We start from the raw sequence: 25,309 nt of genomic DNA on the forward strand, positions 1-25,309 counted from the left end.
GATGAGGGCGAAGTAAACGCCCATCTCCACACCCCAGACGGTGTGGGTTAGTTTCATTTAAAAGAAGCACCGCAGGACTATGACTGGTCCCCTGCGACCCTCTTGGTCACCCGGCGATATCGCGAATGGCGATCTCGCTCATGATGCGTTCAAGCACCTGATCGATGGAAAGCTCCGTGGAATCCAGCTGAATCGCGTCGGCCGCCGGCTTGAGCGGGGCTACTGCGCGCTGGGTATCACGCTCATCGCGTGCACGGATCTCATCTAGCAGACTCGACAGACTAACACCCTCGACTTTGCCCTTCAACTGCAAATATCGACGGCGCGCCCGCTCCTCGGCACTGGCGGTGAGGAAAATCTTCAGCGGTGCGTCCGGAAAAACCACCGTACCCATGTCGCGGCCGTCGGCCACCAGGCCCGGCGCTTCCTGGAATGCGCGCTGGCGTTGCAGCAGCGCCTCGCGCACGGCGGGCAGCGCAGCCACTTGCGAGGCGCCGGAACCGACGCTTTCGGTGCGAATGACATCGCTGACTTCGTCGCCTTCCAGAATGATCCGCTGCAACTGACCTTCGGTCGCGGCAATGAACTGCACGTCCAGATGAGCGGCCAATGTCTTCAGCAGCTCTTCATTGGTCAGGTCGACGCCATGGTTATGCGCAGCGAAAGCGAGCAAACGGTAAAGCGCACCGGAATCCAGCAGGTTCCAGCCCAGACGCTTGGCCAGAATCCCGGCGACTGTGCCTTTGCCGGAGCCGCTTGGCCCATCGATGGTGATGACCGGTGCAATGTTTTTCACGATTGAGCCTCTTGTGCCACACGAATACCGACTTGCCCGCACAGCGCGAGGAAGTTGGGGAACGAGGTCGCGACGTTGGCGCAATCGTGGATGCGGATCGGTGCGGTAGCGCGCAACGAGGCAACGCTGAAGGCCATGGCAATACGGTGATCGCCATGACCGTGCACTTCACCGCCGCCGATCTGGCCGCCGTCGATGATGATACCGTCCGGGGTCGGTTCGCACTTGACGCCCAGCGCCAGCAAACCGTCCGCCATGACCTGGATCCGGTCGGATTCCTTGACCCGCAGCTCTTCGGCGCCGGTCAGCACGGTACGCCCTTCGGCGCATGCAGCAGCGACGAACAGTACCGGGAATTCGTCGATGGCCAGCGGCACCAGCTCTTCTGGAATCTCGATACCTTTGAGTCTAGCTGCCCGCACGCGCAAGTCAGCCACTGGCTCACCGCCGACTTCGCGCTGGTTTTCCAGAGTGATGTCAGCGCCCATCAGACGCAGGATGTCGATCACGCCCGTACGGGTCGGGTTGATGCCAACGTGCTCAAGCACCAGCTCGGAACCCTCGGCGATCGAGGCCGCGACGAGGAAGAACGCCGACGACGAAATGTCGCCCGGCACTTCGATGTGAGTCGCGGTCAGCTTGCCGCCGGATTCTACCGAAGCCGTGGCGCCGTCGACGCTGACCGGATAACCGAAGCCACGCAGCATGCGCTCGGTGTGATCGCGAGTCGGTGCCGGCTCGGTGACGGTGGTCTTGCCTTCAGCGTACAGACCGGCGAGCAGCAGGCAGGATTTCACCTGGGCGCTGGCCATCGGCATGGTGTAGGTCAGGCCTTTGAGCTTGTGGCCACCGCGAATGGTCATCGGCGGACGCCCTTCAGCGGCGGTTTCGATCACGGCGCCCATTTCCCGCAGAGGATTGGCCACGCGATTCATCGGCCGCTTGGACAGCGATGCGTCGCCGGTCAGAGTGCTGTCGAAGTTCTGCGCCGCCAGCAGGCCGGAGAGCAGACGCATCGAGGTGCCGGAGTTGCCCAGATAGATCGGGCCCGGCGCCGGTTTCAGGCCGTGCAGGCCGACGCCGTGGATGGTCACGCGGCCGTGATGCGGGCCTTCGATGACCACACCCATATCGCGGAAGGCCTGCAAGGTCGCCAAGGCATCTTCGCCCTCGAGAAAACCTTCGACTTCGGTGATGCCTTCGGCCAGCGAGCCGAGCATGATCGAACGGTGGGAAATCGATTTGTCACCCGGTACGCGAATCCGACCGGACAGGCGGCCACCAGGTTGAGCCAGGAAGATCAGATCGTTGGAATTCATAGCGTCCACATAGGCCCTGCGGGCCAGGATTTTACTGAAATGCTCGCGGGCAACCCGGGCGCGCGTGAAAACGCCCAGCAATTGGTGCCCATCCCCTGCATCGACCGCGTCGCGCAAGGCGTCGAGGTCGCTGCGAAATGTATCGAGTGTGCGCAGGACAGCCTCGCGGTTGGCGAGAAAGATGTCGTGCCACATCACCGGGTCGCTTCCGGCGATTCTTGTGAAATCGCGAAAACCACCGGCAGCGTAACGGAAGATCTCCAGATTTTCATTGCGCTTGGCCAACGAATCGACCAGACCGAAGGCCAGCAGGTGCGGCAGATGACTGGTCGCAGCGAGCACTTCGTCGTGACGCTCGACCTGCATATGCTCGACATCGGCGCCCAGCTCGCGCCACAGGCGATCGACCAGCGCCAGCGCGGCAGGATCGGTCTGCTCGAGCGGCGTCAGGATCACCTTGTGCCGGCGGAACAGCTCGGCATTCGAGGCTTCCACCCCGCTCTGCTCGGATCCGGCAATCGGGTGCCCGGGCACGAAACGCGCCGGCATGCCGCCGAATGCCTCGTTCGCCGCACGCACCACATTGCCCTTGGCGCTGCCGACATCCGTCAGGATCGCCTGCCCCAGATCCATCACAGCCAGACGCGCGAGCAGTTTTTCCATGGCCAGAATCGGCACCGCCAGCTGAATCACATCAGCACCGACGCAAGCCGCCGCCAAATCGTCTTCGCAGCGATCGACTACACCCAACTCGACCGCGAGCTTGCGCGATTGCGGATCCAGATCGACGCCGACCACTTCACGGCACAGGCCGCTCTCACGCAAACCCTTGGCAAACGAACCACCGATCAACCCCAGACCGACCACCACAAGGCGACCGATCATAGGTGCAGCAGGTTGCAGCGCAGTGACATCAACCACGAGCCAGAACCTTGCGCAAGGCCTCGAGGAAACGGCTGTTTTCCGCCGGCAGACCGATGGTCACCCGCAGATGGTTCGGCATGCCGTAATTGGCCACCGGACGCACGATCACACCTTCGCGCAGCAAGCCCTGGAAAATTGGCGCCGCGACCTGGCCGAGATCGATGCAGATGAAGTTGCCTTTCGACTCGATCCAGCCCAGCCCCAGCTCGCGGAAACCGGCCTGCAACTGCTGCATGCCGGATTCGTTGAGCTGACGGCTTTGCGCCAGATATTCTTCGTCCTTCAATGCCGCACAGGCTGCGGCGAGCGCCAGGCTGTTGACGTTGAAAGGTTGGCGAACACGATTGAGCACATCGGCAACTACTGGCGTCGATAAGCCATAACCGACGCGCAGCGCTGCCAGACCATAGGCCTTGGAGAAGGTGCGCGACACCAGCAGGTTCGGGTAAGCGGCGAGGAAATCCAGGCCGTCCGGCAGATCGCTGCCCTCGGCGTACTCGATGTAAGCCTCGTCGAGGACTACCAGCACATGCTCGGGAACGTCCTGCAGGAACTCATCCAGCGCTTCGGCGCCGAACCAGGTGCCGGTCGGGTTGTTCGGGTTGGCAATGAACACCACGCGGGTATTTGCATCGATGGCTGCGAGCATCGCCGGCAGATCGTGCCCCCAATCCTTGGCAGGAACGACTTTGGCTTGTGCGCCGACAGCCTGGGTAGCAATCGGATACACAGCGAAAGCGTGCTCACTGAACACCGCGTTCAGGCCCGGCGCCAGATAGGCACGCGCAACCAGTTCAAGAATATCGTTGGAGCCATTGCCCAGCGTGACTTGGTTCAGCTCGACGCGGCACTGCTCGGCGAGCAGCGATTTCAGGGCGAAACCATTGCCGTCCGGGTAGCGGGTCAGCTCGGTCAGCTCATCGCGGATCGCCGCCAATGCCTTCGGGCTGGCGCCCAATGGGTTTTCGTTGCTCGCCAGTTTGACGATTTTTGCCGGATCCAGATCCAGCTCGCGCGCCAGTTCGTCCACAGGCTTGCCCGGAACGTACGGCGAAAGTTGTTGCACGCCCGGCTGTGCCAGAGCGAGGAAGTTGCCACTCATTTGCTACCGCCCTTAGAGAACTGCTTTCGGGTAGGAACCCAGCACTTTGAGTGCTACTGCTTCCTGACTGATCTTTTCCAGCACACCTTTGATCAACGGATCACGGTGGTGGCCGACAAAGTCGATGAAGAACACGTAGGTCCATTTGCCGCTGCGCGACGGACGGGTTTCGATGCGGGTCAGGTCGATGCCATTGTCGTGGAACGGCACCAGCAGCTCATGAAGCGCACCGGGCTTGTTGCTCATCGACACGATGATCGAAGTCTTGTCGTCGCCGGTCGGCGGCACTTCCTGGTTACCGATCATCAGGAAGCGCGTCGAGTTGTCCGGGCGATCTTCGATCTTCTCGGCCAGGCGCGTCAGACCGTACAGCCCCGCTGCCATGTCGCCAGCGATCGCCGCGGAATTCCACTCACCCTTGACCCGCTTGGCCGCTTCCGCGTTGCTCGACACCGCGACGCGTTCGACATTCGGGTAATGGGCGTCCAGCCACTTGCGGCACTGGGCCAGCGACTGCGCATGGGAATAGATGCGGCTGATGCTGTCGGTCTTGGTGTTCTCGCCGACCAGCAGATGATGGTGGATGCGCAGCTCGACTTCGCCACAGATCACCATGTCGTGCTCGAGGAAGCTGTCCAGTGTGTGGTTGACCGCGCCTTCGGTGGAGTTTTCCACCGGCACCACGCCGAAATTCACTGCACCGGCGGCGACTTCACGGAACACTTCGTCGATCGCAGCCATTGGCTTGCTGATCACTGCGTGACCGAAGTGCTTCATCGCTGCCGCTTGGGTGAAGGTGCCTTCAGGGCCGAGGTAGGCCACTTTCAGTGGCTGCTCCAGCGCCAGGCACGAGGACATGATCTCGCGGAACAAGCGTGCCATCTCTTCGTTGCCCAGCGGCCCCTGATTGCGCTCCATCACGCGCTTGAGCACCTGAGCTTCGCGCTCGGGACGATAGAACACCGGCACTTCGCCTTCAGCCAGCGAGGCCATCTTCACGCGGGCGACTTCCTGGGCGCAACGCGCACGCTCACTGATCAGCTCGAGGACCTTGGTGTCCAGAGCGTCAATGCGAACGCGCAGTGCCTTGAGTTCTTGCTCGGACATCAGCCGTGTTCCTTCTCGAATTCCGCCATGTACGCCACCAGCGCGTTGACCGCGGTGATGTCGACGGCGTTGTAGATGGAGGCGCGCATGCCGCCCACCGAGCGGTGGCCCTTGAGGTTGAGCAGGCCGCGTTCGTCGGCACCGGCGAGGAACGGCTTGTCCAGACGATCGTCAGCCAGACGGAACGGCACGTTCATCCACGAGCGATCCGATTTGTTGATCGGGTTGCTGTAGAGGCCGCTGGCATCGATGAAGTCGTACAGGGTGCGCTGCTTGACGTCGTTGAGTCTGGCAATCGCTTCGACGCCGCCCTGCTCTTTCAGCCACTGGAACACCAGACCGGACAGGTACCAGGCCAGGGTCGGCGGGGTGTTGTACATCGAGCCATTATCGGCCGCGACCTTGTAGTCGAGCATGGTCGGGCACAGCGAGCGGGCCTTGCCGAGCAGGTCTTCGCGGATGATGTTGACGAGGATGCCGCTCGGGCCGATGTTCTTCTGCGCGCCGGCGTAGATCATGCCGAAACGCGAGATGTCGACCGGGCGCGAGAGAATGTCCGAGGACATGTCGGCCACCAGCGGCACGTCACCGGTTTGCGGGATCCACTGGAATTCCAGACCGCCGATGGTTTCGTTCGGCGCGTAGTGAACGTAAGCAGCGTCGTTCGACAGGCTCCACTCGTTCTGGCCAGGGATGGCGAAATAGTCGTAAGGCTTGGCGGTGGCGGCGACGTTGACGTGACCGTAGCGCGAGGCTTCTTCGATGGCTTTCTGCGACCAGATACCGGTGTCGATGTAGTCGGCCGAGCCGCCTTCAGGCAACAGGTTCAGCGGGATCTGTGCGAACTGCTGGCTGGCGCCGCCCTGCAGAAACAGCACTTTGTAGTTCGACGGGATATTCAGCAGGTCACGCAGATCCTGCTCGGCCTGGGTGGCGATGGACACGAACTCATCGCTGCGATGGCTCATTTCCATGACCGACAGACCCTTGCCGTGCCAATCAAGGAGTTCACCCTGGGCGCGCTGCAGGACAGCTTCAGGCAGCGCCGCCGGACCGGCGCAGAAGTTATAGGCTCGCTTGCTCACATCCAATCTCGCTCTGATTTGGTGGTATCACATATCAGTCGGCGCCGATCCTGTGGGAGCGAGCTTGCTCGCGAAGGCGGACTGACATTCAACAACGATGTCGCCTGTTGCTCCGCTTTCGCGAGCAAGCTCGCTCCCACAGGGTTCATCATGGGCGCCGATATTTCATACCGGACAAATAACAAGGGGGCGAATTCTCATCCGCCCCCTCGTTTGTCCGCTTATTCCTGCGGTTCTTCGTCAGCTGCGGCGTCGAGTTGCTGGTCTTCACTTGCCTCGTCGATGCCGACGCTGCCTGCGAATTCCTCGCCCTCTTCACCCTCGAGCTCTTCGCCTTCGACTTCCGAAGGCTCCTGGACCCGCTCCAGCCCGACCAGGGTTTCATCCTTGGCCAGCTTGATCAGCGTCACGCCCTGAGTGTTACGGCCCAGGCTCGACACTTCGCCGACACGGGTACGCACCAGAGTGCCCTGATCGGAGATCAGCATGATTTCTTCACCGTCGAGCACCTGCACCGCGCCGACCAGACGGCCGTTACGCTCGTTGCTGACCATGGCGATCACGCCCTGACCGCCACGCTTGTACTCAGGGAACTCGGTGATCGCGGTGCGCTTGCCATAACCACGCGCCGAAGCGGTGAGGATCTGGCTGCCCTCTTCCGGGATCAGCATGGAAATCAGCTTCTGCCCTTCCGGCAGACGCATGCCGCGCACGCCGCGAGCGGTACGGCCCATGGCACGTACGTCGGACTCTTTGAAGCGGGTGACCTTGCCGCCGTCGGAGAACAGCATCACTTCGCGCTCGCCATCGGTGATGGCCGCAGAGATCAGCACGTCGCCTTCGTCCAGCTCCAGCGCGATCAGACCGACGCTGCGCTGACGGCTGAAGGATTCCAGCGGGGTCTTCTTCACGGTCCCTTTAGCAGTGGCCATGAAGATGAAGTGCCCTTCGGTGTATTCCTCGACCGGCAGCATGGTGGTGATGTATTCATCACTGTCCAGCGGCAGCAGGTTGACCAGCGGACGACCACGGGCCGCGCGGGATGCTTCCGGAATTTCGTAGGTCTTCAGCCAGTACACCTTGCCCTTGCTGGAGAACAGCAGCAGCGTGGTGTGGCTGTTGGCGACCAGCAGGTGAGCGATGTAGTCCTCGTCCTTGACGCCGGTGGCCGACTTGCCTTTGCCGCCACGACGCTGAGCCTGGTACGCAGCCAGCGGCTGGGTCTTGGCGTAGCCACCGTGGGAAATGGTCACGACGCGCTCTTCTTCCGGGATCATGTCGCCCAGAGTCAGGTCGAGACGGGCATCGAGAATTTCGGTGCGGCGCACGTCGCCGTATTCGGCGCGGATCACTTCCAGCTCTTCGCGGATCACTTCCATCAGGCGCACGGCGCTGTTGAGGATGCGGATCAGCTCGCCGATCTGGTTGAGGATCTCCTGATACTCGGCCAGCAGCTTCTCGTGCTCCAGACCGGTCAGGCGGTGCAGGCGCAGTTCGAGAATGGCTTGTGCCTGTTCTGGCGAAAGGAAGTACTTGCCCTCGCGCAGACCGTATTGCGGATCGAGGTTTTCCGGACGGCACGAATCGGCACCGGCCCGCTCAACCATCGCAACCACCGCCGAGGATTCCCAAGGCGTGCTGATCAGCGCTTCCTTGGCTTCCGATGGAGTTGGCGAAGCCTTGATCAGGGCGATTACCGGGTCAATGTTCGACAGGGCAACAGCCTGGCCTTCGAGAATATGCCCACGCTCGCGCGCTTTGCGCAGTTCGAACACGGTACGGCGGGTAACCACTTCGCGACGGTGACGGACGAAGGCTTCCAGCAGATCCTTGAGGTTGAGGATGCGCGGGCGGCCGTCGATCAGCGCGACGATGTTGATACCGAACACCGATTGCAGCTGGGTCTGGGCGTAGAGGTTGTTGAGGATCACCTCAGGCACTTCGCCGCGACGCAGTTCGATCACGACGCGCATACCGTCCTTGTCGGACTCGTCGCGCAGTTCGGTAATGCCTTCGAGCTTCTTCTCTTTGACCAGCTCGGCGATCTTCTCGATCAGACGCGCCTTGTTCAGCTGGTACGGGAGTTCGGTGATAACGATCTGCTGACGGCCACCGACCTTGTCGATGTCTTCGATGATCGAGCGGGCACGCATGTAAATGCGCCCGCGACCGGTGCGGTAGGCTTCGATGATGCCGGCGCGACCGTTGATGATCGCGGCAGTCGGGAAGTCCGGACCGGGAATGTATTGCATCAGCTCATCGACGGTCAGCTCGGGATTGTCGATGAGGGCCAGGCAACCGTCGATGACTTCACCGAGGTTGTGCGGCGGAATGTTGGTCGCCATGCCCACGGCGATACCGCTGGAACCGTTGACCAGCAGGTTCGGTACGCGGGTCGGCATGACCGCCGGGATCAGTTCGGTGCCGTCGTAGTTCGGCACCCAGTCCACGGTTTCCTTGTGCAGGTCAGCCAGCAGCTCGTGCGCCAGCTTGGTCATGCGCACTTCGGTGTATCGCATGGCCGCGGCGTTGTCGCCATCGACCGAACCGAAGTTGCCCTGGCCGTCGACCAGCAGGTAGCGCAGGGAGAAAGGCTGGGCCATACGAACGATGGTGTCGTACACGGCAGTGTCACCGTGCGGGTGATACTTACCGATCACATCGCCGACGACACGGGCAGATTTCTTGTACGGCTTGTTGTAGTCGTTGCCCAGCTCGCTCATCGCGAACAGTACGCGACGGTGCACGGGCTTGAGGCCATCGCGCGCATCCGGCAGTGCACGGCCGACGATCACGCTCATTGCGTAGTCGAGGTAGGACTGTTTCAGCTCGTCTTCGATATTGACCGGGAGGATTTCTTTGGCCAGTTCGCCCATGAGAAGCCTGATTCCTTTTTCTGGTGAAACTTCGTCATATCCATGTGGGAGCAACGAAGCTCGTCGGGGCCGGCCGAGTGCCATGCGCCGACTTACGACAAATCAACATTGGATCGCGGATTTGCGCAGTAAAGACCGCTCCGTGGAGCCGCCTCGGAAAACGCCGGATGTTATCACAAAGGCCGCCACGCACCTATCCCCCAGATGCGCATGGAGCATAGTTAGTTGACTGATGACAGGCTTGAGAGGGACGAGAGAGGCTCAGAGCTTGGTTGAATGTGAAAACCTGGCCTGGTTTTGGGTTGTTTATTGACTTTTAAGGCTCCTTCGCGAGCAAGCTCGCTCCCACATTGTTCTGTGGTGATCACAAAACCTGTGGGAGCGAGCTTGCTCGCGAAGAGGTCGACGCGGGATTCAAGCCTGTCAATGCAGGCGCTTGCGACACATCAGCTGGGCCATTTTCGCGGTATCCGGGCGTTCGACGATGCCTTTCTCGGTGACGATCGCGTCGATCAGATCCGCCGGAGTGACATCGAACACCGGGTTGAACGCTTCAACGTCGGCACCGACGCGTTTGCCGCCGACTTCAAGCAGTTCGGCGCCATCGCGCTCTTCGATCGGAATGTCATCGCCGCTGGCGAGGTTCATGTCGATGGTCGAACTTGGCGCGACGACCATGAAGCGCACGCCGTGGTGCATGGCGTTCACCGCCAGTTGATAGGTGCCGATCTTGTTCGCCACGTCGCCATTGGCGGTGATGCGATCAGCGCCGACGATCACCCAGGTCACGCCTTTGGTTTTCATGATGTGTGCAGCAGCGGAGTCCGCGTTCAGGGTCACCGGAATGCCTTCGTTGGCCAGCTCCCACGCGGTCAGGCGCGAGCCCTGCAGCCACGGCCGGGTTTCATCGGCGTAGACGCGTTCGACCATGCCTTCTATATAAGCAGCGCGGATCACTCCCAGCGCAGTGCCGAAACCACCCGTGGCCAGCGCGCCAGTGTTGCAGTGAGTGAGAATCGCCTGGGCATTGCCCTGATGCTTGCGAATCAGATCGACGCCGAGCTGCGCCATGGTCAGGTTGGCCTCGCGGTCGCTTTCGTGAATGGCGATGGCTTCGGCTTCCAGCGCCGCCAGCGGATCGGCATTGCTTTTCAGACGATCCAGGCGATCGTGCATGCGGCCCAGCGCCCAGAACAGATTGACCGCAGTCGGACGCGAGTCGGCCAACAGGGCGAAATCTTCTTCCAGCGCCGCGTACCAGTCGCCGCCCTCGGCAATCCGCGCCCGCGCCGCGAGGACGACACCATAGGCCGCGCTGATGCCGATGGCCGGCGCGCCACGCACGACCATCGAGCGAATCGCCTCGGCCACGCCGGCGGCGCTGGTGTAGGCGATCCAGGTTTCCTCGAACGGCAAAATACGCTGATCCAGCAGGTGCAGCGCGCCATCACGCCAATCGATGGCCTTCACTTTCTCCGCAGCCAACAGTCGATCGCGCATCCCACACCCCGCACTCATGAACAAAAGCCGCCGATTATAGCGATCCCCCCGCGAAGACGCTCGGGTATACTTCGCCATCCTTTACAAAAGCACTGGAACCGACCCTCGATGCCGAAACCTGCCATTGCGCTCGACCTGTTATTGCTGCCGACCTGGCTGGTCCCCATCGAACCTGCAGGCGTAGTGCTCAAGGAGCACGGCCTGGGCATCCGTGACGGTTGCATCGTGTTTATCGGCCCGCGCGCCGAAGCGTTGAAGTGTAACGCGACGGAAGTCCGTGAACTGCCGGACGTGCTGCTCGCCCCGGGCCTGATCAACGCCCACGGCCACGCGGCGATGACGCTGTTCCGTGGCCTGGCCGACGATTTGCCGCTGATGACCTGGCTGGAAAACCACATCTGGCCGGCCGAGGGCAAGTGGGTCGATGAAGATTTCGTCCGCGATGGTACCGATCTGGCCATCGCCGAACAGATCAAGGGCGGCATCAGCTGTTTCTCGGACATGTATTTCTTCCCGAAAGTCGCCAGCGAGCGCGTGCACAACAGCGGCATCCGCGCGCAGATCGCCATTCCGATCCTCGATTTCCCGATCCCCGGCGCCAGCAGTGCCGACGAAGCCATTCGTCAGGGCGTCGAATTGTTCGGCGACCTCAAGCATCACGAACGCATCAAGATCACTTTCGGCCCTCATGCACCCTACACCGTCGGTGATGAGAACCTGGAGAAAATCCGCGTGATCGCCGAAGAGCTGGACGCCGCGATCCACATGCACGTGCACGAAACCGCATTCGAGGTGCAGCAAGCGGTCGAGCAGACCGGCGAACGGCCACTGGCGCGTCTCGGCCGCCTTGGCCTGCTCGGCCCGCGCTTCCAGGCGGTGCACATGACCCAGATCAGCGATGAAGACCTCGCGCTGCTGGTAGAAAGCAACAGCAGCGTGATCCACTGCCCGGAATCCAATCTCAAACTGGCCAGCGGCTTCTGCCCGGTCGAGCGTTTGTGGCAGGCTGGGGTCAATGTGGCTGTCGGCACCGATGGTGCGGCGAGCAACAATGATCTGGATCTGCTCGGCGAAACTCGCACCGCTGCCCTGCTGGCCAAAGCCGTCGCCGGTTCCGCCACCGCGCTGGACGCCCATCGCGCCCTGCGCATGGCCACTCTCAATGGCGCGCGGGCACTGGGGATCGAGGCGCAAGTCGGCTCGCTGGAGATCGGCAAAGCCGCGGACATCGTCGCTTTCGACCTGTCCGGTCTGGCGCAACAACCGGTGTACGACCCGGTGTCGCAGTTGATCTATGCCACCGGGCGCGATTGCGTGAAACACCTGTGGGTCGCCGGTAAACAACTGCTCGACGACCGGCGCCTGACTCGCATGGACGAACAACAGCTGGGCGAGACCGCCCGCCACTGGGGCCAGCGCATCAGCGGCCATACCGAATCGTAAACACCGCGGCGCAGTATCCGCGGCTACAGCCCTTTTCAGGTTTTTCGAGGAATTGAACATGAGCAACGTTGACCACGCCGAAATCGCCAAATTCGAGGCCCTGGCCCATCGCTGGTGGGACCGCGAAAGCGAATTCAAGCCACTGCACGACATCAACCCGCTGCGGGTCAACTGGATCGACGAACGGGTCAACCTGGCCGGCAAGAAAGTCCTCGACGTCGGTTGCGGCGGCGGCATCCTCAGCGAAGCCATGGCTCAGCGCGGCGCCACCGTGATGGGCATCGACATGGGCGAAGCGCCGCTGGCGGTCGCGCAACTGCATCAGCTGGAATCCGGGGTCAGCGTCGAATACCGGCAGATCACCGCCGAAGCCCTCGCTGACGAGATGCCCGAGCAGTTCGACGTGGTCACCTGCCTGGAAATGCTTGAGCACGTGCCGGATCCATCCTCGGTGATCCGCGCCTGTTTCCGCATGGTCAAGCCGGGCGGCCAGGTGTTCTTCTCGACCATCAACCGCAATCCGAAGGCTTATCTGTTCGCGATCATCGGCGCCGAATACATCATGAAGTTGCTGCCGCGCGGCACCCATGATTTCAAGAAATTCATTCGCCCGTCCGAGCTCGGCGCGTGGAGCCGCATGGCTGGCCTGACAGTAAAAGACATCATCGGCCTGACCTACAACCCGCTGACCAAGCACTACAAGCTGGCCAGCGACGTTGATGTCAACTACATGATCCAGACCCTGCGCGAGGAATAAGCCGATGGCCATCAGAGCGGTACTTTTCGACATGGACGGCACCCTGCTCGACACCGCGCCGGACTTCATCGCCATCTGCCAGGCAATGCGCGCCGATCGCGGTTTGCCGCCGATCAATGACAAGCACATTCGCGACGAGATTTCCGGCGGCGCGAAGGCCATGGTCGCAGTGACGTTCTCGATGGACCCGGAATCGCCGGGTTTCGAGGAACTGCGTCTGGAGTTTCTCGAGCGCTATCTGGTCGGTTGCGCGGTGCACAGCAAGCTGTTCGACGGCATGGGCGAACTGCTCGCTGACATCGAGAAGGCCAACCTGATCTGGGGCGTGGTCACCAACAAACCGGTGCGTTTCGCCGAGCCGATCATGCAACGTCTGGGGCTGGCCGAGCGCTCGGCGCTGCTGATCTGCCCCGATCACGTGAAGAACAGCAAGCCGGATCCGGAGCCGTTGATTCTCGCGTGCAAGATGCTTGATCTGGATCCGTCGACCGTTCTGTTTATCGGCGATGATTTGCGCGACATCGAATCGGGCCGCGACGCCGGCACCAAGACCGCTGCGGTGACTTACGGCTACATTCACCCGGATGACAACCCGCGGCATTGGGGCGCGGACGTGGTGGTGGATCACCCGCTGGAATTGCGCAAGGTGCTTGATAGCGCCCTTTGCAGCTGCTGATCAAAATCAAAAGATCGCAGCCTTCGGCAGCTCCTACAGGAGAATGCATACCCATGTAGGAGCTGCGGAAGGCTGCGATCTTTTAAGGACTATGAGGTTTTTATGTTTGATTACACCGCTCGCCCCGAATTGCTCAAGGATCGGGTCATCCTCGTCACGGGTGCCGGGCGAGGCATCGGCGCGGCTGCGGCGAAAACCTATGCAGCTCACGGCGCGACCGTGTTGCTACTGGGCAAGACCGAAGCCAATCTGACCGAGGTCTACGACGAGATCGAAGCCGCCGGTCATCCGCAACCGGGGGTGATCCCGTTCAACCTCGAGACCGCCCTGCCCCACCAGTACGATGAGCTGGCGGCGATGATCGAAGCCGAATTCGGCCACCTCGATGGCCTGCTGCACAATGCTTCGATCATCGGCCCGCGCACACCGATCGAACAGCTGTCCGGCGAAAACTTCATGCGCGTCATGCAGGTCAACGTCAACGCGATGTTCATGCTGACCAGCACCCTGCTGCCGCTGCTCAAGCTGTCCCAGGATGCGTCGGTGGTATTCACCTCCAGCAGCGTCGGGCGCAAGGGCCGTGCGTATTGGGGCGCTTATGGCGTGTCGAAATTCGCCACCGAAGGTCTGATGCAAACCCTGGCCGACGAAGTTGAAGGCGTCGCGCCGGTGCGCTCCAACAGCATCAACCCCGGTGGCACCCGCACCAGCATGCGTGCCCAGGCGTATCCGGGGGAAAACCCGCTGAATAATCCGACGCCGGAACAGATCATGCCGGTGTATCTGTACCTGATGGGGCCCGACAGCACAGGCGTCAATGGCCAGGCTTTCAACGCTCAATAACACCATACGTCGCATTTGTTGCCGCGGCAGAATGCTGTCGCGGCAAACCATTGCCGCTCAGAAGCGTCACAAAGCCGCCAATTAGCCAGCGCGGTGCTCCGGCACCTTTCAGCAAGTCATTGATTCAAAAAGCTTTAAATAAAATCGAACCGAATGGCACGGGTTTCGCTCTAAATTCCCTCAAAACATGCCGTGTGATGGCCATGGGGCAACGCCGATTTCGATAGCTGACTGATCGTTCTGCGGCAGACTAAACTTACGCCAAACGTCCTACGGGACTGATGGATCAGTACGACGCGCAGCCCATAGCCGCTCTCACCCAGCCTGTAAGACAGACTTACTGCTTAGGGGCTCACGCCATATGAAATCTCCTTCCCAGACCCATGCAATTGACTTCGACAGTGCCAAATTGCAGCGCCTGGGCTTCGGTCAACTGCCGGCGCTGATCGAGCGCCCGACCAGCCTGGCGCAATTGCGTCAGCAAATGAGCCTGCAACTGCAAACCAGTCTTGAGCCACAGCGCATCCTTGGCCTGTTCTTTCGCGAAATCCAGCGCCTGGTACCGCTGGACGCCCTGAGCTATGTGCATAAGGCCAGCGACCTGCGCCTCGAGTTCGGCGCTCGCGGTCATCATTCGGTCAGCTACGCCCTGAGCCACGAAGGCGAGCACATGGGCGACCTGGTCTTCCGCCGCAATCAGCGTTTCAACGAAAAGGAACAGGGCGACCTCGAGTCGCTGCTGTCCTGCCTGTTGTACCCGATGCGCAACGCCCTGCTCTATCGCGCCGCCACCCAAAGCGCCTTGCGCGACCCGTTGACTGGCGCCGGCAATCGGGTGGCCATGGAGCAGACCCTGCAACGCGAGATCGACATGTCGCGCCGCCATGTGCAGCCGCTGTCAGTGCTGATGCTCGACATCGACCACTTCAAACGGGTCAACGACGAACACGGCCACGGCGCCGGGGATGACGTGCTCAAGGCTATCGCAGCGTCGATCAAGGCGCAGCTGCGCAACGTCGACATGGTGTTCCGTTATGGCGGCGAGGAGTTTCTGATCCTGCTGTCCAACACCGGCCGTGAAGCGGCGGCGATGGTCGGCGAGCGTTTGCGCCAGGCGACGCAGTCGGAGGAATATTTTGCCGATGGCCAGTTGATCGAGATTACGGTGAGCCTGGGATGCTCGACGTTGTTGCCGGGCGAATCGGCGGACAGCTTGCTGCGCCGAGCCGACAGTGCGTTGTATGTAGCAAAGCGCGAGGGGCGCAACCGGCTGGCGATGGCTGGCTAGAAATCATTGTGGGAGCGAGCCTGCTCGCGAAGAGGGAGTGTCAGACAACGATTAGTTGAATGACCCACCGCTTTCGCGAGCAGGCTCGCTCCCACAGTTCTATCAGCTTTCGGTTACAGTCCGGCGCACGCGGTTGACCAGCAACCGCTCCGACGTCTCAAGCTGCATGCACCGTTCGAGGAACAGGTACATGTAGTCATAGCTCTTGCAGATCGCCTGACGCAGCTCGGCCTGCAAAGCCTTGCTCGGGTTCATGCCGGCCAGGGTGCAGATGATTTCCAGCGCTTCCCACGGGTGGGCATCGTCGTATTGGGCGTGCATCTTCAACCACTTCATCGCGCGCTTGCGATCTTCTTCCGGGAACGCCGCCGCGTAGACCCCGGTCGAGCAGACCACCGCTGACCACTCCCCGGTCGCGCCCTCGATCGCATAGTTGGTCGCCGCAATCGCCACGATCAGCGAATCCGCCGAGCTGGTGTGCCAGCACCAGTGACTCAGCGCGTGCAGCTCCGGTGGCACTTGCTGGGCCTGAAGATCTTCCAGGCTGACGCCATGGGCGCGGCTCCAGTGCATCCAGTAATCGGCGTGATTGAGTTCGACGCGAATGTTGCGCATCAGCCAGCGGCGCGCCATGTCCTCGCCGGGGTGGCGGGCGAAGCGCGTTTTGGTGAGGTTCTGCGCCATGTACAAGGCGAATTGCTCGACCACCGGCCAGCCCCCGATCAGGTACTGGCGCATGGTTTTCGCGCTGAGTTTGTTGTCACGCATGCGCTGGTAAAGTTCATGTTCGACAACCCGGCGCTTGCTCTCGCTGCAGTCCTCGATGAGCTGTTGCGCCCAGGCAGGATAACTTGCAGCTTCCATGAGGGGTCCGGTTCGGTTGAATGTGTCGATCACTGTTCGGCTCCTTTTGAGTTGTGATGGCAAGATCGGCGAGAGACTCAACGGAACGTGCCAGGCGCTTTGAACAACAACGGCTGCGGTCTGGCAGGGCGACTTTGCAAACTGTCACAGGTAAACAACTGCGGACGCTCGATGACATAACCCTGAGCGTAATCCACACCTATTTCAAGCAATGCCTGTTCGATCTGGTTAGTTTCAACAAACTCGGCAATTGTCTGCTTACCCATAACATGACCGATGTGATTGATCACCTCGACCATTGCCCGGTTTATCGGGTCGTCCAGCATATCCTTTACGAAACTCCCGTCGATCTTCAGGAAGTCTACAGGCAAATGTTTCAAGTAAGCGAATGAAGACATTCCGGCACAAAAGTCATCTAAGGAGAAGTGACAACCTAAGCCTTTGAGTTCATTGATAAAACGAATTGCACTGCCAAGATTTGCGATTGCACTGGTTTCAGTAATTTCAAAACAAATCATTTCAGGGGGTATAGCGTAGTTAACGAACTGTTCGCGCAGGAAGTGCAAAAACGCGTCATCTCCGATAGTAATGCCTGACAGATTAATCGCACACATCGCTAAAGGAAGTTCATGTTCCTGTTCAATACACTGAGCAATAACCTTGAAAACGTTCTGAACTACCCAGCGATCTAACTGGGTCATCAAACCGTACCGTTCCGCCGCGGGAATAAAGCTGTCAGGCAAAATCATCCGCCCGGATTCATCATGCAAACGCAGGAGGATCTCGATGTGCCCGGCCTGGCCGGGTTGCGGCTTGAGCGGCGCGATCTGCTGGGCATACAGGCAGAAGCGGTTCTCCTCCAGCGCCATGTGCAGCCGTTGCACCCAGGCCATTTCACCGAAACGCATGGACAGTTCGGAATCGTCTGCGTGATAGACCTGCACGCGGTTGCGGCCCTTTTCCTTGGCCATGTAGCAGGCCATGTCCGCCGCGCGCAACGAGGCTTCGAGGGAGGTCGGATTCTGCGCCACATGCACCAGGCCGATGCTGATCGTGGTCAGGAACGGCCGCCCTTTCCAGACAAAATGCAGGTTCTGCACGGTCTGGCGCAGGCTCTCGGCAATCTTCTCCGCCACCTCCGGCGGGCAGTTCTCCAGCAGGATGCCGAACTCGTCACCGCCCAGCCGCGCCAGGGTATCGCCCTCGCGCAGGCCCGATTGCAGCAGCGTGCAGATATGTCGCAACAGCTCATCGCCAGCCGCGTGACCACAGGTGTCGTTGACCAGTTTGAACTGGTCCAGATCGAGGAACATCAGCGCATGCCGGCCGGAATGACGCGTCAGTTTGTGCAAGGCCTGTTCGAGGCGATATTCGAATTCGCGGCGGTTGGCCAGCCCGGTCAGCGCATCATGGGTGGCCTGCCAGGACAGATTGGCGATGTACTGCCGCTCCTGAGTCATGTCATGCAAAACCAGCACCGTGCCACTGACGTTGCCGGCATTGCGGATCGGCGCGCCGACCAGGGTCACCGACAGGGTGCTGCCGTCCAGACGCTGGATCAGCTTGGAGTGTTCGCTGCCGCCGCTGAGCTGTCCGCTGAGGATGTGCTCGATCAACGTCAGCCCTTCGGTCTGGGCGTTCTCGTCGAGCAGGTTGAACAGCGCCGACAATGGCAGTCCCGCCGCCTGCTCGGCCTTCCAGTGGGTCATGGCCTCGGCGGCCGGGTTCATGTAATCGATCGCACCGTTGACATCGGTGGTGATCACGCCATCGCCAATCGACTGCAAGGTGATGTGCGCGCGATCCTTCTCCAGTTGCAACGCCTGGGCGAACTCATGTCGCTGCTTGAGCAGTTTGTGCGTGCGCCACAGCGCCAGCGCGATCAGGCCCAGCGCGGTGGCCAGGTTGGTGAACAGCAACAGGCGCATGATCACCCGGGAGCCCTCGCCCAGGGCATCACTGAACGCTTTCGCGGCTGGGGTCACGGCATCGTTGATGGCAAAGATCTGCACTTTCCAACGCTGCACATCGCCGGGACTGGCCTGATTCTGCGCAATGCCTTGATGCATCTCTTGCGCAACTTCGTGCAATCGGTCCAGATAGGCGTCGCCGATCGTCCAGCGATCGATGGCGGTTTCGAGATAGCTGAAGTGCCGGAAATTGAGGTACAGCCAGATCAGGCTGGAGACGTCGTCCGGATGATTGCCGCCCTTGAGTATGCCTTCGCGCGCAGCCTGCAGATCCGGCGGCTGACGATCCAGCGCCAGGCGCAATTCGTGCCCGCCCTGGGGCACGGCGATTGCCGTGAGGTACTTGCGATAGATCGCCTCGTCACGACTGTCGGCGTAGAGGTTGAGGTAATAGATGGCGTCTTTCTGGCCCTTGGACCACAGGCTTTCGCCGGCCACGTAGCCACGCACGGCCGAGAGCACGTAAAGGCTCACGCCCCCGAGTAATGCCTGGAACACCACGACAGCGATAAAGGGCCAGACGATACCCAACAACCGTGGTGTTCCCAGAGTCTGCTTTTGCTTCATGAGATTCCTTGCATGAGCACTGCCCGCTCGCCTTCCGGGCGAATTCGCTATGACGAGACTAGGTGGGGTTCTCGTTCAAGGCAAGGCGCGGCTTTACAGCGCACGCAGAACGTCAGACAGGCCGGCAAGGGTTTCGATCAGTGCTGTTGCAAGTTGCCGTAGAGCTTGGCGTACAGACCGCCGTCGGCGATCAGTTGGCGATGGTCGCCGTCTTCGGCGATCTGCCCGCCGTCGAACACCAGCACGCGGTCCGCCTGTTTCACCGCCGACAGGCGGTGGGCAATGATCAGCGTGGTGCGGCCATTGAGAAATTTCGCCATCGCCTGGTGCAGGTTGTACTCGGTGGCAGCATCGAGGGCCGAGGTGGCTTCGTCGAGAATCACCACTTTCGGCTCGGCGAGAATCATCCGTGCGATCGCCAGACGTTGGCGCTGACCGCCGGATAAACGCACGCCGGAACGACCGACGATGCTGTCAAGGCCATCGGGCAGCGCGCGGATGGTCGAGGCCATCTGCGCGATGTCCAAAGCGTTCCAACAGGCTTCGTCGCTGCGAATGCGGCCCATGGTCAGGTTGGCGCGCACGCTGTCGTTGAACAGTGCCGGATGCTGCAGCACCACCGCGACGTTCTCGCGCACCGTCTCCAGACCGATTTCCTGCTGGGTCGACCCGCCGAAGCGGATGCTCCCGGCCGCTGGCGTGTACAGGCCCAACAGCAGCTGCACCAAGGTACTTTTGCCGCCGCCGCTGGCGCCGACAATCGCGACTTTCTCGCCGGGCAGGATCGACAGGTTCATCTGATCCAGCACCAGTTCATCGCCATAACCGAAGCTCAGGCCTTGCACCTCGATGCCGACGGTGTCGCGCCCCTTGAACGGATCGACGCCGCCGGGATACTGCGGCTCGTCGGCGCGCGCCAGCAGTTCATTGATCCGCGCCAGTGCGCCGCCCGCCGCATAGTAGGCGTATTGCAGGTTAAGCAGCTGTTCGACCGGACCGATCATGAACCACAGGTAACTGAACACCGCGAGCATCTGCCCGATCGACAGGTCGGAAAACAGCACGGTGAGCATCGCTGCTGCGCGGAAGATGTCGATGCCGAACTGGAACAGCAAACCACTGGCGCGGTTCGAGGCGTCGGTTTTCCACTGCGAGTTGACTGCGTAGTTGCGTACCTCCTGCGCGCGCAAACCGAGGCGCCCGAGAAAATAGCCCTGGCGGTTGCCGGCGCGCACTTCCTGAATCGCGTCGAGGGTTTCGCTCAGCGCCTGGGTGAAGCGCGAGGTGCTGTCGTTCTCGAGTTTCTTCAGATGCTTGACGCGTTTGCCCAACTGCACCGTGGCGTAGATCACCAACGGGTTGAACAGCAGAATCAGCAGCGCCAGTTTCCAGTGCATCCACATCAGGATGCTGGCGGTGCCGACCAGGGTCAGCATGGCCACGAGGAAGCGGCTGAGGGTTTCGCCGACGAATTTGTCGAGGGTATCCAGATCGGTGACCAGGTGCGTGGTCACCGTGCCACTGCCGAGGCTTTCGTATTCGCCGAGGGAGATACGCTTGAGCCGTTCGATCAGACGCACGCGAATCCGGTAGACGATGTCCTTGGCCAGCCGCGCGAACAGCCGCGACTGCAACACGCCAAAACACAGGGCGCTGCAACGCAAGGTCAGGGTCACCACCAGCATCAGGCCGATATAACCCGCCGCCTGTTGCCACATGCCCGGCAGGAAATGGTTCATGACTTTCAACGCGGCATCGCCGTGGCCGAGCAGGACTTCGTCGACCAGCAATGGCAGCAGCAACGGAATCGGCACACTGCACAACGTCGCCAGCACAGCCACGCCGTTGGCGATCCACAGGGATTTCTTGTGATGCAGTGCCAGACGCCGGACTTCGGCCCAGCTCAGCCGGTCGACACGCTCTACGGCTGGCGTGTCATCGGCCCGGTCAGACACAGGCCGCGCGCTCCAGCCAGCGGCCGAGCAATGGCGACAGCTCGCTGAGCGGTTGATAGCCGTTGGTCAGCAGCGCCAGTTGACCGTTGCGCTCGGCGAGCAGGGTCGGGAATCCGGCGATACCCAGATCCTGCACCCAGGTGAAATCGGCCTGGGTGGCCTTGTGCTGATCGGCATGATCGAACAACGCGGCGAATTCGATACGCGGTACGCCGGCCTGTTCCGCCAGTTCGACCAGCACGCTGGCCTGGGTGACATCGCGACCTTCGGCATAGAACGCCTGCTGGATCAGCCCGACCAATGTCCACGCGCAATCCGGCGCCAGACTGCGCGCGGTGACGATGGCGCGACAGGCCGGTTCGGTGTCGTAGACAAAACCGTCAGGCAACGCGTCGTCGAATTTGAACGGCTGGCCGGTGGCCTCGGTGACCGCTTGCCAGTGCTCAAGAATGTAGCGTCGCGTGGTCGGCTCCAGCGCCGAACCGCTGCCGGTACGCAAACCGCCAACCACCAGATGCAGCTCGACCCCGGCTGCCTGCGCCTGCTCGACCAGTGCCTTGGCCACCGGAGCAAATCCCCAGCACCATGAACACATCGGATCCATCACATAGAGCAGGCGCGCAGACATGGTTAGGCCTCGGTGGATGCTTGCTTATAGTTGTAGCCGATCGGGTGCGGCTGGTTGCGCGCCTTGGCCAGTTCGATCTGCTTTTGCCGATCGATGGCGCTGCGCCGGGTCTTCTCGCTGAGCTTGTCCCAGCAATGCGGGCAACTGATGCCGGCGACGTAGTGCTCGGAGGCGCGATCCTCAACGCTGACCGGTGTGCGGCAGGCATGACATTGATCGTAGTCGCCTTCGGTCAGGTCGTGACGCACGGTCACGCGGTTGTCGAAGACGAAGCAGTCGCCGCGCCACTTGGTTTCTTCCTGCGGCACCTCTTCGAGGTACTTCAGGATGCCGCCCTTGAGGTGGTAGACCTCTTCGAAACCTTCGCCGAGCATGTAGCTCGAGGCTTTCTCGCAGCGAATGCCGCCGGTGCAGAACATCGCGACCTTCTTGTGCACGGCCGGATCGAAGTGTTCTTTGATGTAGTCGGGAAACTCGCGAAAACTGGTGGTTTTCGGATCGATGGCGCCTTCGAAGGTGCCGATCGACACTTCGTAGTCGTTGCGCGTGTCGATCAGCAGCACTTGCGGGTCGCTGATCAGCGCGTTCCAGTCCTGCGGCTCGACATAGGTGCCGACCTTCTTGTTCGGGTCGACGCCTTCGACGCCGAGGGTGACGATCTCTTTCTTCAGCTTGACCTTGGTGCGGTAGAACGGCTGCTCGTCGCAGTACGATTCCTTGTGGTCGATGTCGACCATGCGCGGATCGTTCTTCAGCCAGGCGAGCAGACCGTCGATGCCTTCGCGGCTGCCGGAAACCGTGCCGTTGATGCCTTCTTCGGCGATCAACAGGGTACCTTTGATGCCGTTGTCGACCATCGCTTGCAGCAGTGGCTCGCGCAGGTTGATGTAATCTTCGAGGGTGACGAACTTGTACAGTGCCGCCACGACAATCGGTTGTGTCATGGGTATTTCTCCAGGTGGCTACCCTCGCAAAGGGTGAACCGGATTCAAAAAAAACGCGCCGGCTAAGCGGCGCGTTGCGGATTCTAGCAAAAACATCACCGCCTGCGGCAGTGCCCTGCAGGAACTGCCGATGGCGGCGATCTTTTGATCTTAATGTTTGCTACCGCCAGCACAGGTCGGTGACGCCGGAGCGCCATCGATCTCTGCCCATTCCTGCGGGGTGTAGGTGTGCAGCGCCAACGCATGGAACTCGCCCATCAGCTCGCCGAGCGTGCCGTAGACTTTCTGGTGACGCTTGACCCGGTTCAGGCCTTCGAACTGCGCGCTGACCACCACAGCCTTGTAGTGGGTCTGTAACCCGCGACTGTGCATGTGGCTTTCGTCCAGCACCTGCAGGTGCTCAGGCTGTAACAAGGCCAGCGTCGATTCGATGCGTTGTTGCATGGTCATCACGAACTCCGCTTACTTCTTCTTGGCCGGCGCAGCAGCGCCTTTCGGGTCCAGCTCTTTGGTCATGTCGTCGAGCAGCTTGTTGACCACAGGCACCGCGCTCTCCAGTTTGCCCTGGGTCATCTGCGCCGACTGCTGGGTCAGCTGTGGCATTTTTTCGAGGACTTTCTTGCCCAGTGGCGACTGGTAGAAAGCCACCAGATCCTTCAGCTCGGATTCGCTGAAGTTGCTGGTGTAGAGCTTGACCATGTCCGGCTTGAGCTTGTTCCAGCCGATGGCCTGGTCCAGCGCGGCGTTGGCCTTGGCCTGGTAGGTTTCGAGAACGGCTTTCTTCGACTCAGGCGCTTTGGTCTGTTCAAAGCGCTGGGCGAACATTTGCTGCACTTGCATGTACACCGGGGTGCCCAGCTTGTCAGCGTGAGCCAGCGTCAGGAAAGCTTCGGCACTGGCGTTGTGGCTGGCGGTATCGGCAAGCACCTGGCCGCTGGCGCAAACCAGTGCAACCGCGGTACAGATGGCGCGAAGACGAGTCATCGAGTTTCCTTTAAGCAAAGCGAGGTCGAACCCCAAGGGCGACCATTCTGCGCCTAACAATCGCTGTGGCTCAACCCCCGACCCTTGCCGCGCTTGATTGGCGGGGTTTTGCGGTCAACAATCGAGCCGATGGAACCACCCGGGCCGATGCCGGCCTAAATTGCGCCAACAGACCAACAGGAGTGTGCACGATGAGCCGTATCGAAACCGACAGCCTGGGCCAGATCGAAGTCCCGGACGACGCTTACTGGGGTGCTCAGACGCAACGCTCGCTGATCAACTTCGCCATCGGCCAGGAACGCATGCCGCTACCGGTGCTGCATGCCCTGGCGCTGATCAAGAAAGCCGCCGCGCGGGTCAACGACCGCAACGGCGATCTGCCCGCCGACATCGCCCGGCTGATCGAACAGGCCGCCGATGAAGTCCTCGCCGGTGAGCACGACGAGCAGTTTCCGCTGGTGGTCTGGCAGACCGGCAGCGGCACCCAGAGCAACATGAACGTCAACGAAGTGATCGCCGGTCGCGCCAACGAACTGGCCGGCAACCCGCGCGGCGGCAAGTCGCCGGTGCACCCGAACGATCACGTCAACCGCTCGCAAAGCTCCAACGACTGCTTCCCCACCGCCATGAGCATTGCCACCGCCAAAGCGGTGCAGGAACAACTGCTGCCGGCGATTGCCGAGCTGTCCGGCGGCCTTGCTGAACTGGCGGCGCGCCATATGAAGCTGGTGAAGACCGGGCGCACGCACATGATGGACGCGACGCCGATCACCTTCGGTCAGGAGCTGTCCGGGTTCATAGCGCAACTGGATTATGCCGAGCGCGCGATTCGTGCCGCGCTGCCGGCGGTCTGCGAACTGGCTCAGGGCGGCACTGCGGTGGGCACCGGGCTGAATTCGCCACACGGTTTCGGTGAGGCGATTGCCGCCGAACTTGCAGCACTCTCAGGTTTGCCGTTCGTCACCGCGCCGAACAAATTCGCTGCGCTGGCCGGCCATGAGCCGCTGGTCACTTTGTCCGGCGCGCTGAAAACCCTCGCCGTGGCGTTGATGAAGATCGCCAATGACCTGCGTCTGCTCGGCTCAGGTCCTCGCGCTGGTTTCGCTGAAGTGAAGCTGCCGGCCAACGAACCGGGCAGTTCGATCATGCCCGGCAAGGTCAACCCGACACAGTGCGAAGCGCTGTCGATGCTCGCCTGTCAGGTGCTCGGCAACGACGTGGCGATCGGTATTGCCGCGAGCCAGGGGCACTTGCAGTTGAACGTGTTCAAACCGGTGATCATCCACAACCTGCTGCAATCGATCCGTTTGCTCGGCGATGGCTGCAGTAACTTCCAGCAGCACTGCATCGCCGGACTCGAACCCGATGCCGAGGCCATGGCCAAACATCTGGAGCGTGGGCTGATGCTGGTGACCGCGCTGAACCCGCATATTGGTTATGACAAATCGGCGGAGATCGCCAAGAAGGCCTACAGCGAAGGGTTGACCTTGCGCGAGGCGGCGTTGCAGCTGGGTTATCTGACCGATGAAGAGTTCGATGCCTGGGTGCGCCCGGAGAACATGATCGAGGCTGGCGCCAAGGGCTAAAGCAAAAGATCGCAGCCTTCGGCAGCTCCTTGTATCTCGACTAACGCTCCGCCAGGAGCGATAGTTCTCGACTGATCATCGAGGGAGGGACTTGG

General features: G+C 61.1%; 20 protein-coding genes. 6 read left to right on the forward strand and 14 right to left on the reverse strand.

The genetic code is table 11. The annotated features are described in order from the left end of the window. Positions 1 to 106: 106 nt before the first annotated feature. From cmk to mtnA, 7 genes are all read right to left on the reverse strand, one after another. Entirely contained in the window at positions 107 to 796 is a 690-nt protein-coding gene (gene cmk / locus AC0Z4S_RS23355) for a (d)CMP kinase (protein ID WP_024013869.1), read from the reverse strand. Next, positions 793 to 3,000 carry a bifunctional prephenate dehydrogenase/3-phosphoshikimate 1-carboxyvinyltransferase gene (locus AC0Z4S_RS23360; protein WP_485624772.1) on the reverse strand — a complete coding sequence of 736 codons (2,208 nt, stop codon included), beginning with the start codon at positions 2,998 to 3,000 and terminating at the stop codon, positions 793 to 795. Before AC0Z4S_RS23360 ends, cmk begins: the two co-directional genes overlap by 4 nt. A 28-nt stretch (positions 3,001 to 3,028) precedes the next feature. After that, a complete protein-coding gene (hisC, locus tag AC0Z4S_RS23365) occupies positions 3,029 to 4,141 on the reverse strand; it encodes a histidinol-phosphate transaminase (RefSeq protein WP_485624760.1) in 1,113 nt (370 codons plus the stop codon). A gap of 12 nt (positions 4,142 to 4,153) precedes the next feature. Then, positions 4,154 to 5,248 (reverse strand): prephenate dehydratase, encoded by a 1,095-nt coding sequence (pheA, locus tag AC0Z4S_RS23370; RefSeq protein WP_016770924.1) that lies wholly within the window; start codon positions 5,246 to 5,248, stop codon positions 4,154 to 4,156. Further along, entirely contained in the window at positions 5,248 to 6,333 is a 1,086-nt protein-coding gene (gene serC, locus AC0Z4S_RS23375; RefSeq protein ID WP_485624761.1) for a 3-phosphoserine/phosphohydroxythreonine transaminase, read from the reverse strand. Before serC ends, pheA begins: the two co-directional genes overlap by 1 nt. Positions 6,334 to 6,554: 221 nt before the next feature. Then, positions 6,555 to 9,209 (reverse strand): DNA gyrase subunit A, encoded by a 2,655-nt coding sequence (gene gyrA, locus AC0Z4S_RS23380; RefSeq protein ID WP_485624762.1) that lies wholly within the window; start codon positions 9,207 to 9,209, stop codon positions 6,555 to 6,557. Between the two features lie 423 nt (positions 9,210 to 9,632). Then, positions 9,633 to 10,709, reverse strand: coding sequence for an S-methyl-5-thioribose-1-phosphate isomerase (gene mtnA / locus AC0Z4S_RS23385; RefSeq protein ID WP_471878195.1), 1,077 nt, complete (start codon positions 10,707 to 10,709; stop codon positions 9,633 to 9,635). A gap of 108 nt (positions 10,710 to 10,817) precedes the next feature. Here mtnA and AC0Z4S_RS23390 point away from each other — a divergent pair, with 108 nt between their 5' ends. From AC0Z4S_RS23390 to AC0Z4S_RS23410, 5 genes are all read left to right on the forward strand, one after another. Beyond that, entirely contained in the window at positions 10,818 to 12,152 is a 1,335-nt protein-coding gene (locus AC0Z4S_RS23390; protein WP_485624763.1) for a TRZ/ATZ family hydrolase, read from the forward strand. 58 nt (positions 12,153 to 12,210) lie between these two features. Beyond that, positions 12,211 to 12,909, forward strand: a complete 699-nt coding sequence (ubiG, locus tag AC0Z4S_RS23395; protein WP_485624764.1) for a bifunctional 2-polyprenyl-6-hydroxyphenol methylase/3-demethylubiquinol 3-O-methyltransferase UbiG — start codon at positions 12,211 to 12,213, stop codon at positions 12,907 to 12,909. A 4-nt stretch (positions 12,910 to 12,913) separates the two neighbouring features. After that, positions 12,914 to 13,585: an N-acetylmuramic acid 6-phosphate phosphatase MupP gene (gene mupP / locus AC0Z4S_RS23400; protein ID WP_016770929.1), complete on the forward strand. Its 672-nt coding sequence runs from the start codon at positions 12,914 to 12,916 to the stop codon at positions 13,583 to 13,585. Positions 13,586 to 13,687: 102 nt separating this feature from the next. Next, a complete protein-coding gene (locus AC0Z4S_RS23405) occupies positions 13,688 to 14,428 on the forward strand; it encodes a YciK family oxidoreductase (protein ID WP_485624765.1) in 741 nt (246 codons plus the stop codon). A gap of 361 nt (positions 14,429 to 14,789) precedes the next feature. Next, positions 14,790 to 15,716: a GGDEF domain-containing protein gene (locus tag AC0Z4S_RS23410; RefSeq protein ID WP_253504220.1), complete on the forward strand. Its 927-nt coding sequence runs from the start codon at positions 14,790 to 14,792 to the stop codon at positions 15,714 to 15,716. Between the two features lie 102 nt (positions 15,717 to 15,818). Here AC0Z4S_RS23410 and AC0Z4S_RS23415 read toward each other — a convergent pair whose 3' ends face one another. From AC0Z4S_RS23415 to AC0Z4S_RS23445, 7 genes are all read right to left on the reverse strand, one after another. Next, positions 15,819 to 16,580: an iron-containing redox enzyme family protein gene (locus AC0Z4S_RS23415; RefSeq protein WP_485624766.1), complete on the reverse strand. Its 762-nt coding sequence runs from the start codon at positions 16,578 to 16,580 to the stop codon at positions 15,819 to 15,821. 77 nt (positions 16,581 to 16,657) lie between these two features. Continuing rightward, complete coding sequence (locus AC0Z4S_RS23420; protein WP_485624767.1) at positions 16,658 to 19,117, reverse strand: EAL domain-containing protein; 2,460 nt, start codon at positions 19,115 to 19,117, stop codon at positions 16,658 to 16,660. Positions 19,118 to 19,254: 137 nt separating this feature from the next. Beyond that, positions 19,255 to 21,072 carry an ABC transporter ATP-binding protein gene (locus AC0Z4S_RS23425; RefSeq protein WP_485624768.1) on the reverse strand — a complete coding sequence of 606 codons (1,818 nt, stop codon included), beginning with the start codon at positions 21,070 to 21,072 and terminating at the stop codon, positions 19,255 to 19,257. Then, on the reverse strand, positions 21,065 to 21,667 hold the full coding sequence (locus AC0Z4S_RS23430; RefSeq protein WP_200890471.1) for a DsbA family protein: 603 nt from the start codon (positions 21,665 to 21,667) through the stop codon (positions 21,065 to 21,067). The genes AC0Z4S_RS23425 and AC0Z4S_RS23430 overlap by 8 nt, the downstream gene beginning before the upstream one ends. Before the next feature lie 35 nt (positions 21,668 to 21,702). After that, a complete protein-coding gene (trhO, locus tag AC0Z4S_RS23435) occupies positions 21,703 to 22,644 on the reverse strand; it encodes an oxygen-dependent tRNA uridine(34) hydroxylase TrhO (protein ID WP_485624769.1) in 942 nt (313 codons plus the stop codon). Between the two features lie 150 nt (positions 22,645 to 22,794). Continuing rightward, positions 22,795 to 23,094, reverse strand: a complete 300-nt coding sequence (locus AC0Z4S_RS23440) for a BolA family protein (protein ID WP_101156381.1) — start codon at positions 23,092 to 23,094, stop codon at positions 22,795 to 22,797. Between the two features lie 12 nt (positions 23,095 to 23,106). Next, complete coding sequence (locus AC0Z4S_RS23445) at positions 23,107 to 23,628, reverse strand: DUF2059 domain-containing protein (RefSeq protein ID WP_039760068.1); 522 nt, start codon at positions 23,626 to 23,628, stop codon at positions 23,107 to 23,109. A gap of 191 nt (positions 23,629 to 23,819) precedes the next feature. Here AC0Z4S_RS23445 and AC0Z4S_RS23450 point away from each other — a divergent pair, with 191 nt between their 5' ends. Then, positions 23,820 to 25,214 (forward strand): class II fumarate hydratase, encoded by a 1,395-nt coding sequence (locus tag AC0Z4S_RS23450; RefSeq protein ID WP_042607951.1) that lies wholly within the window; start codon positions 23,820 to 23,822, stop codon positions 25,212 to 25,214. The last annotated feature ends 95 nt before the right edge of the window (positions 25,215 to 25,309 follow it).

It is taken from the genome of Pseudomonas sp. 1L-B-1-E-C1 (genome assembly GCF_057291835.1).

Bases quoted from the DNA above. Each gene is read 5' to 3' on its own strand.
- AC0Z4S_RS23360 (WP_485624772.1), bottom strand. From the start codon at position 3,000: ATGATCGGTCGCCTTGTGGTGGTCGGTCTGGGGTTGATCGGTGGTTCG.
- hisC (WP_485624760.1), bottom strand. From the start codon at position 4,141: ATGAGTGGCAACTTCCTCGCTCTGGCACAGCCGGGCGTGCAACAACTT.
- pheA (WP_016770924.1), bottom strand. From the start codon at position 5,248: ATGTCCGAGCAAGAACTCAAGGCACTGCGCGTTCGCATTGACGCTCTG.
- gyrA (WP_485624762.1), bottom strand. From the start codon at position 9,209: ATGGGCGAACTGGCCAAAGAAATCCTCCCGGTCAATATCGAAGACGAG.
- mtnA (WP_471878195.1), bottom strand. From the start codon at position 10,709: ATGCGCGATCGACTGTTGGCTGCGGAGAAAGTGAAGGCCATCGATTGG.
- AC0Z4S_RS23390 (WP_485624763.1), top strand. From the start codon at position 10,818: ATGCCGAAACCTGCCATTGCGCTCGACCTGTTATTGCTGCCGACCTGG.
- ubiG (WP_485624764.1), top strand. From the start codon at position 12,211: ATGAGCAACGTTGACCACGCCGAAATCGCCAAATTCGAGGCCCTGGCC.
- mupP (WP_016770929.1), top strand. From the start codon at position 12,914: ATGGCCATCAGAGCGGTACTTTTCGACATGGACGGCACCCTGCTCGAC.
- AC0Z4S_RS23405 (WP_485624765.1), top strand. From the start codon at position 13,688: ATGTTTGATTACACCGCTCGCCCCGAATTGCTCAAGGATCGGGTCATC.
- AC0Z4S_RS23410 (WP_253504220.1), top strand. From the start codon at position 14,790: ATGAAATCTCCTTCCCAGACCCATGCAATTGACTTCGACAGTGCCAAA.
- AC0Z4S_RS23415 (WP_485624766.1), bottom strand. From the start codon at position 16,580: ATGGAAGCTGCAAGTTATCCTGCCTGGGCGCAACAGCTCATCGAGGAC.
- AC0Z4S_RS23420 (WP_485624767.1), bottom strand. From the start codon at position 19,117: ATGAAGCAAAAGCAGACTCTGGGAACACCACGGTTGTTGGGTATCGTC.
- AC0Z4S_RS23430 (WP_200890471.1), bottom strand. From the start codon at position 21,667: ATGTGTTCATGGTGCTGGGGATTTGCTCCGGTGGCCAAGGCACTGGTC.
- trhO (WP_485624769.1), bottom strand. From the start codon at position 22,644: ATGACACAACCGATTGTCGTGGCGGCACTGTACAAGTTCGTCACCCTC.
- AC0Z4S_RS23440 (WP_101156381.1), bottom strand. From the start codon at position 23,094: ATGACCATGCAACAACGCATCGAATCGACGCTGGCCTTGTTACAGCCT.
- AC0Z4S_RS23445 (WP_039760068.1), bottom strand. From the start codon at position 23,628: ATGACTCGTCTTCGCGCCATCTGTACCGCGGTTGCACTGGTTTGCGCC.
- AC0Z4S_RS23450 (WP_042607951.1), top strand. From the start codon at position 23,820: ATGAGCCGTATCGAAACCGACAGCCTGGGCCAGATCGAAGTCCCGGAC.